We start from the raw sequence: 13061 nt of genomic DNA, 5'->3' as shown, positions 1-13061 counted from the left end.
ACCATCTTCGAACATCTGGAAGGAGCGGTCACGTGACACGCATCGCAGCGGTAAAGGGCCGCCGGGTCTGGGACAGCCGGGGCAACCCCACGGTCGAGGTGGATGTCGTGCTGGAGGGCGGGGCGCTTGGCCGGGCCATCGCACCCGCCGGGGCGTCGCGCGGCACGCGCGAGGCGATCGACCTGCGCGATGGCGGCGACCGGCTGCGCGGCAAGGATGTGGCCCGCGCCGTGGCCAGCGTGAACGGCCCGATCGCGGCGGCGCTGGTGGGGCGCGAGGTGGCCGACCAGGCCGGGGCGGATGCGGCGATGCTGGCGCTCGATCCCTCGCCGCTCAAGGCAAGCCTTGGCGGCAATGCCACGGTGGCGGCCTCGCTGGCGGTGCTGCATGCCGCGGCGGCCGGGGCAGGGCGCCCGCTCTGGCAGCACGTGGCCGAGCATTACGGCACCACGCCCAGCCTGCCGCTGCCCGAGATCCAGATCTTCGGTGGCGGGGCCCATGCCGGGCGGCGCGTCGACATCCAGGACTTCATGATCATGGTGCCCGGCGCGCGCGATTTCGACGAGGTGATGGAGATCACCAGCGCGGTCTATTTCGCCGCCGGCGACATCATGGCGCGCAAGGGCCGGCTGGCCGGCGTGGCGGACGAGGGCGGCTGGTGGCCGCAGTTCGACAGCAACGAGGAGGCGCTGGAGACGCTGGTTGCCGCGATCGAGCTGGCCGGCGAGACACCCGGCGACCGGGTGGTGATCTCGCTCGACATCGCGGCCAGCGAGTTCGGGCAGGGCGGGCGCTACCGGCTGGCGCTGGAGGATCGCGAGATGGGCTCGCAGGCGCTGATCGACATGCTGGGCGGCTGGCTGGACAGCTATCCCATCGCCTCGATCGAGGACCCTGTGGGCGAGGACGACCCCGAGGCCATGGCCGCCTTCACCCGCCGGTTCGGCGACCGGGTGCAGATCATCGGCGACGACTACCTTGTGACCAATGCCCAGCTTGTCGACGAGGCCGCGGCCGCCGGCGCCTGCAACGCGGTGCTGGTCAAGGTCAACCAGGCCGGCACGGTCAGCGAAAGCATCGACACCTTCCGCGCGGCGCGGGGCCGGGGCTGGGGCGCCATCGTCTCGGCCCGCTCGGGCGAGACCGAGGATGTCTCGATCAGCCACCTGGCCACCGGGCTGGGCGGCGGGCAGCTCAAGGTCGGCTCGTTCACGCGGTCCGACCGGATGGCGAAATGGAACGAATGCCTGCGCATCGCCGAGAGGCTGGGGCAGGGGGCCTTTGTCGGGGGCGCGCCGCTGGCGGGCACCTGGTGGGGCGCGAGACAGAAGGAAACCACATGAAACTGATGCGCTATGGCGACCGGCACGGGGCCAAGACACCCTGCGTGCTGGACCCGCAGGGGCAGGCGCGGGACGTCTCCTCGATCGTCGAGGATTTCGGGCCGAGGACGCTCTCGCCCGAGCTGATGGAGCGGCTGCGCGCCGCCGATCTCTCGGCCCTGCCGGTGGTGCAGGGGGGCCGCGTCGCGCCGCCCACCGCGCAGCCCTTCAACATCTGGTGCGTCGGGCTGAACTATTCCGACCATGCCGCCGAGGCGGGCATGGCCATCCCCGACGAGCCGATCCTGTTCAACAAGGCCACCGGCACCTATTGCGGGCCCTTCGACGACATCCTGCACGCGCCGAAGATGACCAAGCTGGACTGGGAGGTCGAGCTGGGCATCGTGATCGGCAAACCGGCGCTCAACATCGACAAGGCCGAGGCGATGGATCACGTGGCGGGCTTTGTCGTGGTCAATGACATCAGCGAACGTGCCTGGCAGCTGGAACGCGCGGGGCAATGGGTCAAGGGCAAGTCCTTCCCCAATTTCTGCCCCACCGGCCCCTGGCTGGTCACCCCGGACGAGCTGGGCGACGTGCAGTCCCTGGACATGTGGCTGGAGGTGAACGGCGCCCGCAAGCAGAGCGGCAGCACGTCGACGATGATCTTCGACGTGGCGACCATCGTCTCCTACATGAGCGAGTTCGCCCGGCTGGAGCCCGGCGACCTGATCTGCACCGGCACGCCGCCGGGCGTCGGCGCGGGGATGGACCCGCAGGAATGGCTGTCGGTCGGTGACGAGGTCCGCCTCGGGATCGACGGGCTGGGCGCGCAGAAACAGAGGGTCGTGGCGCTCTAGGCGCCGCTTGCCGAAACACGGGGCCGCCTGCGTCTTGCGATGTTCACGTTAACACGACGCGCGGCCGAGATACTGGGACACTTCAGGGAGGATACCATGACGAAGATGATGACGGGCCTTCTGGCCGGAACCGCGGCGCTCTGCCTTGGCCTGCAGGCGCAGGCCGAGCCAAAGACCAACATGCTGCACCAGTGGCATTCCGGCTCCAATGCCGAGGCGATCAACAAGCTGGGCGAGATGTACGAAGCGGCCGGCGGCAGCTGGAACCAGACCGCCGTGCCGGGCCATACCTCGAACACGATCGCGCGGCTGCGCGCCGACGTGATCTCGGGCAACCCGCCCTCGGCCGTGCAGCTGAAGGGCCCCGAGATCGGCGAATGGGCCAAGACCGGGCTGACCGCCAATCTCAACGACCTGGCCGCCGAGGAGAACTGGGAAGAGGTGGTCGCGCCCGAGCTGGTCTCGGTCATGAAGCCGCGCGGCGAATGGGTCGCGGCGCCGATGAACATCCACCGCATCGACTGGATGTGGGCCAGCAAACCCGCGATGGAGGCGGTGGGCGCCACCGAGCTGCCCACCACCTGGGACGAGTTCAACGCCATCGCCGGGAAGATGGCGGAGCAGGGGATCATCCCCGTCGCCCATGGCGGGCAGGACTGGATCGACGGCACGCTGTTCGAGATCATCGTGCAGGGCATCTCGACCGAGCTGTTCCGCGAGGCCTTCATCGAGATGGATCTCGACGCGCTGCAGGGCGAAGAGATGCAGGCCGCCTTCGACCAGCTGCGCCTGATGGTGGGCTGGATGGATGACGCCTTTCCCGGACGCGGCTGGGAGGAGCCGCTGCGCATGATGGCCGAGGGCGAGGCCGGGTTCTACTTCCACGGCGACTGGGCGATCGGCACGATGAACGCCGCCGGCTACGAATACGATGTCGATTATCTCTGCGCCGGCGCGCCGATGAACAGCGGCCAGCCGGGCTATATCCTGAACTCGGACTCGGTGGTCTTCTTCGAGCAGAGCCGCGAGGATTACATCGAGGGGCAGAAGCTGCTGGCCTCGACCATCATGACGCCGGAATTCCAGAAGGTGTTCAACGTCACCAAGGGTTCCATCCCGGCGCGGATGGATGTCGAGCTGGGCGAGGATTTCAACCCCTGCCAGCGCCAGAACCTGCAGGATCTGCGCGCCGCGGCCGAGGCCGGCACGGTGGTGCGCTCGATGGCGCACAACATGGCTGTGCCCGAGAAGTTCCGCAAGGCGATGTTCACCGTGATCTCGGAGTTCATCACCTCGGACATGGACAGCCAGACCGCCGCCCGCCGCATGGCCGAGGCCGTCATCAACGAGTACTGACCCACGCCGCCCGGGCCGTCGCGCAAGCCGGCCCGGGCCTGTCTTACAGGAGACGGCCATGCCCTCTGCCCCCCATGCGGCGGATTTCCGGCCACGTCCGAAAAGCCGTGCGCGGCGGATCTCGGAACTCGTGCCGCTGGCGGTCCTGCTGCCCACGCTGATCACCACGGGGATCTACATCTTCGTCTTCGTGATCTGGAACATCTACCTGTCGCTGACCTCGTCGACGCTGCTGCCGGTCTACGATTTCGCCGGCTTCGACGCCTATACCCGGCTGTGGCGCAACCCGCGCTGGACCACCGGGGTGTGGAACCTGGCGCTGTTCGGGCTGCTCTATATCGGGCTGACCACGCTGGTGGGCGTGGTCCTGGCCATCCTGATGGACCAGAAGGTGCGGGGCGAGAACCTGCTGCGCTCGATCTTCCTCTACCCGATCGCGATTTCCTTCGTGGTGACCGGCACCACCTGGCAATGGATCCTCAACCCCTCGACCGGGCTGGAGGCCTTCGTCAAGCAGCTGGGCTGGCAGGGTTTCGAGATGGGGCTGATCACCAGCCGCGAGACCGCGATCTATGCCGTGGTGATCGCCGCGGTCTGGCACGCGGCGGGCTTTGTCATGGTCATGGTGCTGGCCGCGCTGCGCGGCGTCGAACGCGACCTGGTCAAGGCCGGGCAGATCGACGGCGCGCCCATGCTGCGGATCTATCGCCGCATCGTGCTGCCGGCGATCTGGCCGGTGCTGATCTCGGTGCTGATCATCCTGCTGCAATTCGCCATCAAGACCTTCGACCTCGTGCTGGCGCTGACCCATGGCGGGCCGGGCATCTCGACCACCTTCCCCGCGATCTTCGTCTATGACCGGCTGTTCGCCGCGGGCGAGCTGGCGCAGGGCGCCGCGGCGGCGGTCTGGATGCTGATCGGGCTGGTCGTGGTCTTCCTGCCGGTGCTGGCGCTGAACTGGGCGCTGAAGCGCCGGAAAGGGGGCGCGGCATGACCGTGGCCGATACTCATATCCCCGACCTGACGCGGCGCAAGCCGCGCAGCGCGGGCCAGATCGCCGGGCGCGTCGCGCTCTATGCCGTGCTGCTCGTGATGGCGGGCTTCGTGCTGATGCCGCTGGCGGTGATCGCGCTGAACTCGGTCCGCGTGAACGAGGACATCCTGCGCGAAAGCTTCATCGGCTGGCCCACGCGGCTCACGCTCGAGAACTGGGGCACCGCCTGGTCCACCGCCTGCATCAATGCCAGCTGCACCGGGGTGAAGCCCTATTTCTGGGCCTCGATGCTGATGGTGGTGCCGGCCACGGTGATCTCGACCGCGGTGGGGCTGCTCAACGGCTTTGCCCTGACCAAGTGGCGCATGCCCTGTGCCGACGTGATCTTCGTCTGCATCACCATCGGGGTCTTCCTGCCGCCGCAGGTGGTGCTGCTGCCCTGGGCCATCGCGCTGTCCTGGCTGGGGCTGGCCAAGTCGCTGACGGGTCTGGCGCTGGTGCACATCATCCAGGGCACCTGCTTCACCACGCTGTTCTGCCGCAACTACATGATCAACCTGCCCGACGACCTGATCCGCGCGGCGCAGATCGACGGGGCAGGGTTCTTCCGCACCTTTTGGCGCATCGTGCTGCCGCTCTCGCCGCCGATCATCATCGTCACGGTGATCTGGCAATTCACCTTCATCTGGAACGAATTCCTCTTCGCCGTCACCTTCAGCAGCTCGGATTTCCGGCCCATCACCGCCGCGCTGATGAGCCTGAACGCCGACGATACCGGCGTCAGCGAATACGGGTTCGGCTCGGCCGCGGTGCTGATCGCCGCGATCCCGCCGCTCGTCATCTATTTCCTCGGCGGCCGGTATTTCGTCCGGGGCCTCACGCAGGGAGCCGTCAAGTAATGGCCAGTCTTTCGATCGAGACCATCTGGAAAGCCTATGGCGACGTGATCGCGCTGCGCGACATCAACCTCGAGATCGCCGATGGCGAATTCGTGGTGCTGGTCGGGCCCTCGGGCTGCGGCAAGTCGACCCTTCTGTCGATCATCGCCGGGCTCGAGGACACGTCCCACGGGGCGCTGCACCTGGGCGCGCGGGATGTCACCGACCTGTCGCCCAAGGACCGCAACATCGCGCTGGTCTTCCAGAGCTACGCGCTCTACCCCACGATGACGGTGCGCCAGAACATCACCTTCGGGCTGGAGAACCGCCGCGTGCCCAGGGACGAACAGGCCCGCGCCGTGGCCGAGGTGGCGAAGCTGTTGCAGATCGAGCCGCTTCTGGACCGCAAGCCGGCACAGCTCTCGGGCGGGCAGCGCCAGCGCGTCGCCATGGGCCGGGCGCTGGTGCGCGACCCCGACCTCTTCCTCTTCGACGAGCCGCTGTCCAATCTCGACGCCAAGCTGCGCGTCGAGATGCGCACCGAGATGAAGAAGCTGCACAAGCGGCTGGGCCAGACCATCGTCTATGTCACCCATGACCAGGTCGAGGCGATGACGCTCTCGGACCGGATCGTGGTGATGAACGGGGGCGAGATCCAGCAGGTGGCCGATCCCGACACGATCTACCGCAAGCCGGCGAACCTGTTCGTGGCGGGCTTCATCGGCTCGCCCGCGATGAACTTCCTCGATGTCGAGATCACCGGCCGGCCGGGCGAGCTCTCGGCGGTGCTGCCGGGGCCGTCCCCCGTCACCCTGCCGCTGGGCGCCACGCGCGACGAGCTGACGCCGTATCTCGGCCGCCGCGTGACGCTGGGCATCCGCCCCGAGCATCTGCGCCCCGGCGGCGACGGGCTGCCGCTGGACTGCACCGTCGAGGTGGTCGAGCCCACCGGCCCCGACACGATGCTGGTGCTGGACATGGCGGGCCACGCGCTGGTCGCGGTGACCCCGGCCGAGTACCGCCCGGCCGAGGACAGCCGGATCACCCTGGCGCTGCAGATCGACGAGGCGAGCGTCTTCGATCCCGAAACCGGGCGCCGCATCGCGCGCGCCGAGGAGGGCGCCGCGGTCGAGACCCTCGCGGCCCGGCGCCGCGCCTGAGACCACACAAGGACACCGGACATGAACCAACTGGATCTCGACGGCAAGCGCGCCGTCATCACCGGCGGCGCCCGCGGCATGGGCTTTGCCATCGCGCAGCGCCTGCTGGACAGCGGCGCCGCGGTCACGCTCTGGGACATCAACGCCGGCGCGCTTGCCCGGGCCGAGACCGCGCTGGCCGGGCGCGGCCCGGTGGGCCATGACGTGGTCGATGTCTCGGATTACGCCTCGGTCGAGGCGGGCGCGCAGGCCGCCGCCGGGCGCATGGGCGGGATCGACCTGCTGGTCAATTCCGCCGGGATCGCCGGGGTGAACCTGCCGGTCACCGACTACCCGCTCGACACCTGGGCCGCGGTGATGAATGTCAACCTGACCGGCATCTTCCACACCTGCCGCGCACTGGTGCCCTACATGGCGCGGGCCGATTACGGGCGCATCGTCAACATCGCCTCGATCGCGGGCAAGGACGGCAACCCCAACGCCTCGGCCTACTCGGTCTCCAAGGCGGGGGTGATCGCGCTGACCAAGAGCCTCGGCAAGGAGCTGGCGCAAAGCGGCATCCGCGTCAACGTGGTCTGCCCGGCGGTCATCCGGACCGAGATGCTGGAGGACGTGACCGAGGAACAGATCGGCTACATGCTGGCCAAGATTCCGATGGGCCGCATGGGCACGGTCGAAGAGATCGCCGCCATGGTCGGCTGGATGTGCAGCGCCGAATGCTCCTACACCACCGGCGCCGTCTTCGACCTCTCCGGCGGCCGCGCCACCTACTGACCGGCGGGTCGGGGCGCGGCCCGTGTGAGAGGGGCCGCGCGACCTCAGCCGGTCAGCAGCGCGTCGGTATCGGCGCCGAGCGCCGGGGCGGCGGCGGGGTTCTGCAGGGTGCTTCCGTCGATACGGATGGGGCAGCGGGTGGTGCGGGCCTCGTCGCCCTCTGCGGTGCGGATTGTCTGCACCGGGTCCAGCGCGGCGAAGCCCTCGGACCGGGTGAAGGCCGGCCAGTCCAGCACCGGGGCGCACCAGATCCCTGCGGGTTCGAGGATGTCCAGCCAGTGCTGCACCGGCCGCGTGGCCAGCACCTCGCCGACCACGGCCTTGATCTCGTCCAGCCGGGCAAAGGCGTCGTCCTGCGGGAATGCGGCGATCCGCGGCGCGTCCAGCAGCTCGGCCAGCCGGGCCAGCGGCGCCATGGCCAGCGCCATCCAGCCATCGCCCGCGCGGTACACGCCGTAGGGGGCGGGCTGGTAGGGGTTGGCATTGCCCTGCGCGTGGCGCATCGGGGCGGCGCCGCTGTCGTCGTTCAGGAAACAGGTCAGCTGTTCGAAGGTCATGTCGAGCGCGGCCGACATCAGGTCGACCTCGACCAGCCCGCCGCGCCCGGTGATGCCGCGCCGCACCAGGCAGGCGAGGATCCCCTGCACCAGGTGCCCCGCCGTGGCCACGTCGAGCATGGCGAAACCGGTGGGCACCGGCCCGTCGGCCGCGTTGCCGTTCAGCCAGGCGATGCCCGAGAGCGCCTGCACCAGCAGGTCCTGCCCCGGCTTGTCGCGCCACGGGCCGGAGGTGCCGTAGCCGGTCACCGAGCCGTAGACCAGCCGCGGGTTCAGCGCCTGCACCTCGGCAAAGCCCAGCCCGATCCGCTCCATCACGCCGGGGCGGAAATTGTGGATCATCACGTCGGCCCCGGCGACCAGCGCGCGCACCCGGTCGAGATCGGCGGGCTGCTTGAGATCGGCGGCGACGCTCTTCTTGCCGCGGTTGAAGGTGTGGAAGACAAGGCTGTCGCCCCCCAGCCGCTGGTCGTTGACCACCATGGACCGGCACAGGTCGCCGCCCTGCGGGCGCTCGACCTTGATCACCTCGGCGCCCAGGTCGCTCAGCCGCAGCGCCGCCACCGGGCCGGCGAGGAATTGCGCGAAATCCAGAACGCGAAGGCCGGCAAGCGGCAGGGCGGTCGTGTCGGGGGTCATGGGATGTCCTTGTCAGGAGGTGAGCGCGGGCCCGTGCGGGCTGCTCTCGGGGTTGAAGCCAAGCGCGCGGGACAGGTCCAGCGCGGTCAGACGGATGGTGGCCAGCGTGTCCTCGGCGGTGGCGCCCTCGCCCAGCTGGCGGATGAAGCCCGAGGTGATCGCCGCGACCACGCCGCGCGCGTCGAAGACCGGCACGCAGAGGTTGCGCACCCCGGCGATCATCGTGCTGGGCACGTCCTCGAACCCGTCGGCGCGGATCCGGGCCAGCCGGTCGCGCAGCGCCTCGCGCGCATCCTCGGGCTGGCGGGCGATGTGGCGCGCCTGCGTGTCGGCGTCCGAGAAGGCCAGGATCACGTGACCCGAACTGGTCTGGGCGACCGGGAACAGCGCGCCGGTGCGCACCGCGTAGCCGGCGGGCAGGGGGCTTTGCACCGATGTCAGCACCAGCACGTTCTCGCGGTTGAGCACGCCCAGGTGGCAGGATTGCTTGGTGCGCGCGGCGATCCGCTCCATCAGCGGCAGCGCGGCATGGATCAGCCGCTCGGTCGGGTCGTGGCGATGCGACAGCTCGAACAGTTTCAGCGTCAGCGCATAGCGGCTGGTCTGCGGGTCCTGCCGCAGGTAGCCGCGCTCGGTCAGGTAGATGACCACGCGGTAGATCTCGCCCATGGTGCGCCCCAGCGCGTCGACGATCTCGTTCATGGTCATGCCGGCGGGCGCGTCCGTCAGCAGTTCCAGTATGTCGAGCGCCTTCTCGACGGCCGGCACGGTGGATTTCTTCCTGGTCTCGTCGGGCTTGGTCATGGCTCATCCCCTGGCTGCGTCCCGCGCAGTCTGGCCTGTTCCGCCTTGGCGAAACAGAGGGACATGAGCTCGTTCTCGTTGCGCAGGCCCTGTTCCAGCGTCAGGTCCATGGCGCCGCGCACCGCCGCCTTGACCGCCTGCGTGGCATGCGGGGCATATCCGGCGATCTGCGCGGCGAGCGCGCGGGCGCGGGTCAGCTCCTCGCCCGGGTCGACGAGGTACTCAATCATGCCCATGCGCGCGGCCTCCTCGGCATCGAACCGGTCGCCGGTCAGCAGGTATTTCATCGCCTGTCCCGGCCCGCAGAGCCGGGTCAGGTGCTGCGCCGCGCCGCCCGCGCCGTTCCAGCCCAGCGTGACCTCGGGGGCCGAGAAGACGGCGGACCGCGCCACGACGCGCAGGTCGCAGGCCAGCGCGATCTCGAGGCCCCCGCCAAGCGCCCAGCCCTTGACCGCCGCGATGGCGGGCTTGCGCAGCGACAGGATGGGCGGGATGTAGTCGAAGCGGTTGCGCCAAGCCCAGAAATCCGCGTAGCCCTCCAGCGCCTTGACGTCCGAGCCCGCGCAGAAGGCACGGTCGCCCGCGCCGCGGAAGATCACCGCGTGGACGGCTTGCGTCTCGTTCACCTCGGCGCAGGCGGCGGCGATCTGGCGGTACATGGCGGGGGTCAGCGCATTGTGCTTGGCCGGGCGGTCCAGCACGATCTCGGCGACGGGGCCGTCGGTCTCAAGGCGCACCGCGCCGTCGGGGGTCTGGGTCATGGGAGGGCCTCAGTCGAATTGCAGGTTGGGCAGCCAGAGCGAGAGCTGCGGCAGGTAGGTCAGCACGATCAGCATCCCGAAGAGCACCGCGTAGAAGGGCAGGGCGGCGCGGATGAACTGCCCGATCGGCGTGCCGGTGACCGAGCAGGTGGTGAACATCAGCGTGCCCAGCGGCGGCGTCACGCCCGCCACGGTCAGGTTGAACACCATGACGATGCCGAAATGCACCGGGTCGACGCCCAGTTTCGTCACCACGGGCACCAGGATCGGGGTCAGCAGGATCAGCGCGGCCGAGCCCTCGATGAACATGCCGGCAAGGATCAGCAGCAGGTTGATGACCAGCAGCAGCGCCAGCGGGTTGTCGGTCAGCGCCAGCATCGCCGTGGCGACCTGCGCGGGGATCTGCTCCCATGTCATGTAGAAGCCGAAGGCATTGGCGGTGCAGATCACCAGCAGGATCACCGCGGTGGCCTGCATGGTCTGTTCCAGGATGGGGCGCAGATGCGCCAGCTTCAGCTCGCCATGGGCCAGCCCCACCAGCACGGCGAAGAGCACCGCCATGGCGCCCGCCTCGGTCGGGGTGAAGAACCCCAGCCGGATGCCCATGACGATGCCCACCGGCACCAGCAGCGCCAGGAAGGCGCCGCGGAACCGCACCGCCCGCGCAGACCAGGCCAGAGGCGCGTCGAAGGCCGGGCGCAGCCCCAGCTGGCGGGCGCGCAGCGCCACCGCGCCCATCATCGCGGCGCAGATCACCACGCCCGGCACCACGCCGGCCAGGAACAGCCGCCCGATCGAGACATCGCCCATGAAACCGTAGAGGATCAGCCCGATCCCCGGCGGGATGATGACCGAGATGATCGCCGAACAGGCCGTCACCGCGCTGGAAAAGGCCGGGTCATAGCCGCGCTGCGTCATCTCCGGGACCAGCACCTTGGACTGCATCGCCGCATCGGCATTGGCCGAGCCCGACACCCCGCCCATCAGGGTCGACAGCAGCACGTTGACCTGCGCCAGCCCGCCCGGCCAATGGCCGGTCATGGATTCGGCAAAGCCCATCATGCGCCGCGTGATGCCGGCAAAGTTCATCACCACGCCCGTCATCACGAAGAGCGGCACGGCCAGCAGCGGAAAGGAATGGGTCACCGCCACCATGCGCTGCACGAAGATCTCGGGCGGCATCGTGCCCGAGGTCAGGAAGAAGACCAGCGCCGCCATGCCGATGGCCAGCGCGACCGGGATGCCGATGGCGATGCCCAGCAGCAGGATCAGGACGGGCAGGGTGCTCATGGCGCGGTCTCCGCCGCCGCGCCCGTGCCCGCCCCGTTCAGCCCCAGCAGGCGCAGCGCCTGCGTCACGGCCATGCCGGCAAAGGCGATCACCGCGGCGAGGTAGACCCAGGAAAACGGGATATCCAGCACCGGCGAGGGCCGTGTCGCGCCCTTCTGCATCATCACCGCGCTCAGCCAGGTGACATAGGCCAGGAAGGCCAGCGTGGCGAGATCGGCCAGCAGGCCCAGCAGGCGCCGCACCCGGCCGGGCAGCAGGTCGACCAGCAGGGTGACGCGGATGTGGCGGCCCTGCCGATGCGCGGTCATGGCCCCGATGAAGACCACCCTGGTGAACAGGATGCCCGACAGCTCGGTGGTCCAGACGGCGGGCTTCTCGGTGACGTAGCGGGTCAGCACGCCCCAGAGCACGGAGCCGGTCAGCACGGCGAGGGCGGAGAAGCTGACCAGCGTTTTGGCGCGGTGCAGCCATGTCGCTAGGCGTTGCATGATCGCTCCTTTCATCCCGGGCGCAGCGCGCGCCCGGGTCGGTTGCACCGGGATCAGTTGTCGAGGATGGCGCGGACGCGGTCGTAGAGACCGTCGGACCACTCGGGGAACTTGTCATAGACCCCGGCGGTGGCCTCCTGGAAGGCGGCGACATCCACGTCGCGGTTGAAGGTTACGCCCTCGGCTTCCAGCCTGGCGATCCATTCCTCTTCGGAGTTGAGCATCAGGTCGGTCATGAAGACGCCCGCGGCGATCGCCTTTTCGTTCATGACCTGCTGCACCTCCGCGGGCAGGGCGGCGAAGGTGTCGGCATTCATGATCAGCCCGGTGAAGCCCTTGAAATGCCCGGTGAGCGAGATCGTGTCCTTGGTCTCGTAGAGCTTGGCACCGTAGAGCGAGGGCAGCGGCGCCTCGGCCCCGTCCACCACGCCCGAGGAGAGCGCGGAATAGACCTCGCCCCAGGCGACCTGGGTGGGCCGCGCGCCCATGGCGTCGAAGGTCTCGACCCACATGATGTTGGGCGGCGTGCGGAAGGTCATGCCGGCGGTGTCGGCGGGGCTGGAGATCGGTTTGTCGGACAGCATGTGGCGCGACCCGAAGAGCCAGTTCAGCGCCAGAAGCTCGATCCCCGCCTCCTCGCGCAGCCGGTCCTTGAGCTCGGCATAGAGGTCGCTGTCCACGATCTTGGCGAAATCGCGCGGGTCATCCATCAGGTAGGGCCCGCCCAGCACGCCGAAATCGGCCACGAAATCCGACAGGTAGCCGGGATCCGAGACCGAGATCACCGGCGCGCCGGCGCGGATCTGCTCGAACACCTCGGGGTTGGAGCCTAGCTGCGCATTGGGAAAGATCGGGATCTCGACCGCGCCATCGGTGCGCTCGGCGACCTTCTGCACGAAATGCTCCATCGCCTCGTGAACCGGCTCCTTGTCCGAGGTCACGTGGGCCAGGCGGAACGTGTAGTCGGCGGCGCTTGCGCCCAGCGGGGTCAGGGCCAGCAGCGCAGCCGCGATCAGGCGGCCGCAGGGGCCGGTGCGAATGGTCATCATGTCCTCCTCCATCAGCTCGGCATCCGGGCCATGGCGCCCACTGCCGGTCACTGGCCTATCACGGATATTCCACATGTCAAAACAATTTGCATACTTGAAAACAGGCGGCGCAATCGGCAGTGTGGCGCC

General features: G+C 68.9%; 13 protein-coding genes. 7 read left to right on the top strand and 6 right to left on the bottom strand.

What is annotated here, in order from left to right:
• The first annotated feature begins 32 nt into the window (after positions 1 to 32).
• The 7 genes from eno (at position 33) to AVJ23_RS15630 (ending at position 7344) form a co-directional block, all read left to right on the top strand.
• Positions 33 to 1343: a phosphopyruvate hydratase gene (gene eno / locus AVJ23_RS15660; protein WP_058863150.1), complete on the top strand. Its 1311-nt coding sequence runs from the start codon at positions 33 to 35 to the stop codon at positions 1341 to 1343.
• Positions 1340 to 2182, top strand: coding sequence for a fumarylacetoacetate hydrolase family protein (locus AVJ23_RS15655; RefSeq protein WP_058863149.1), 843 nt, complete (start codon positions 1340 to 1342; stop codon positions 2180 to 2182). The genes eno and AVJ23_RS15655 overlap by 4 nt, the downstream gene beginning before the upstream one ends.
• A gap of 96 nt (positions 2183 to 2278) precedes the next feature.
• Positions 2279 to 3538, top strand: a complete 1260-nt coding sequence (locus tag AVJ23_RS15650; RefSeq protein ID WP_058863148.1) for an ABC transporter substrate-binding protein — start codon at positions 2279 to 2281, stop codon at positions 3536 to 3538.
• Positions 3539 to 3596: 58 nt separating this feature from the next.
• Positions 3597 to 4532 (top strand): carbohydrate ABC transporter permease, encoded by a 936-nt coding sequence (locus tag AVJ23_RS15645; protein ID WP_058863147.1) that lies wholly within the window; start codon positions 3597 to 3599, stop codon positions 4530 to 4532.
• On the top strand, positions 4529 to 5431 hold the full coding sequence (locus tag AVJ23_RS15640; protein ID WP_084794652.1) for a carbohydrate ABC transporter permease: 903 nt from the start codon (positions 4529 to 4531) through the stop codon (positions 5429 to 5431). Before AVJ23_RS15645 ends, AVJ23_RS15640 begins: the two co-directional genes overlap by 4 nt.
• Positions 5431 to 6570, top strand: a complete 1140-nt coding sequence (locus tag AVJ23_RS15635) for an ABC transporter ATP-binding protein (protein ID WP_058863146.1) — start codon at positions 5431 to 5433, stop codon at positions 6568 to 6570. The genes AVJ23_RS15640 and AVJ23_RS15635 overlap by 1 nt, the downstream gene beginning before the upstream one ends.
• A gap of 21 nt (positions 6571 to 6591) precedes the next feature.
• On the top strand, positions 6592 to 7344 hold the full coding sequence (locus AVJ23_RS15630) for an SDR family NAD(P)-dependent oxidoreductase (RefSeq protein WP_058863145.1): 753 nt from the start codon (positions 6592 to 6594) through the stop codon (positions 7342 to 7344).
• A gap of 44 nt (positions 7345 to 7388) precedes the next feature.
• On the opposite strand, the gene AVJ23_RS15625 is transcribed toward AVJ23_RS15630, so the two are convergent.
• The 6 genes from AVJ23_RS15625 to AVJ23_RS15600 are packed head-to-tail and all read right to left on the bottom strand — an operon-like array spanning position 7389 to position 12983.
• A complete protein-coding gene (locus tag AVJ23_RS15625; protein ID WP_058863144.1) occupies positions 7389 to 8540 on the bottom strand; it encodes a CaiB/BaiF CoA transferase family protein in 1152 nt (383 codons plus the stop codon).
• 12 nt (positions 8541 to 8552) lie between these two features.
• On the bottom strand, positions 8553 to 9344 hold the full coding sequence (locus tag AVJ23_RS15620; RefSeq protein ID WP_058863143.1) for an IclR family transcriptional regulator: 792 nt from the start codon (positions 9342 to 9344) through the stop codon (positions 8553 to 8555).
• The gene (locus AVJ23_RS15615) at positions 9341 to 10105 is read right to left on the bottom strand and encodes an enoyl-CoA hydratase/isomerase family protein (RefSeq protein WP_058863142.1); all 765 of its coding nucleotides are present in this window, start codon (positions 10103 to 10105) and stop codon (positions 9341 to 9343) included. The genes AVJ23_RS15620 and AVJ23_RS15615 overlap by 4 nt, the downstream gene beginning before the upstream one ends.
• A gap of 9 nt (positions 10106 to 10114) precedes the next feature.
• Positions 10115 to 11395 (bottom strand): TRAP transporter large permease, encoded by a 1281-nt coding sequence (locus AVJ23_RS15610; RefSeq protein WP_058863141.1) that lies wholly within the window; start codon positions 11393 to 11395, stop codon positions 10115 to 10117.
• Entirely contained in the window at positions 11392 to 11883 is a 492-nt protein-coding gene (locus tag AVJ23_RS15605; protein ID WP_058863140.1) for a TRAP transporter small permease, read from the bottom strand. The genes AVJ23_RS15610 and AVJ23_RS15605 overlap by 4 nt, the downstream gene beginning before the upstream one ends.
• Before the next feature lie 53 nt (positions 11884 to 11936).
• Positions 11937 to 12983, bottom strand: a complete 1047-nt coding sequence (locus tag AVJ23_RS15600) for a C4-dicarboxylate TRAP transporter substrate-binding protein (RefSeq protein ID WP_240484678.1) — start codon at positions 12981 to 12983, stop codon at positions 11937 to 11939.
• Positions 12984 to 13061 lie beyond the last annotated feature (78 nt).

This window comes from Pseudoponticoccus marisrubri, assembly GCF_001482405.1.
GTDB classification, from domain to species: domain Bacteria; phylum Pseudomonadota; class Alphaproteobacteria; order Rhodobacterales; family Rhodobacteraceae; genus Pseudoponticoccus; species Pseudoponticoccus marisrubri.
The sequence above is the reverse complement of the archived record's forward strand: the minus strand, read 5'-3'. Positions and strand labels throughout refer to the sequence as shown.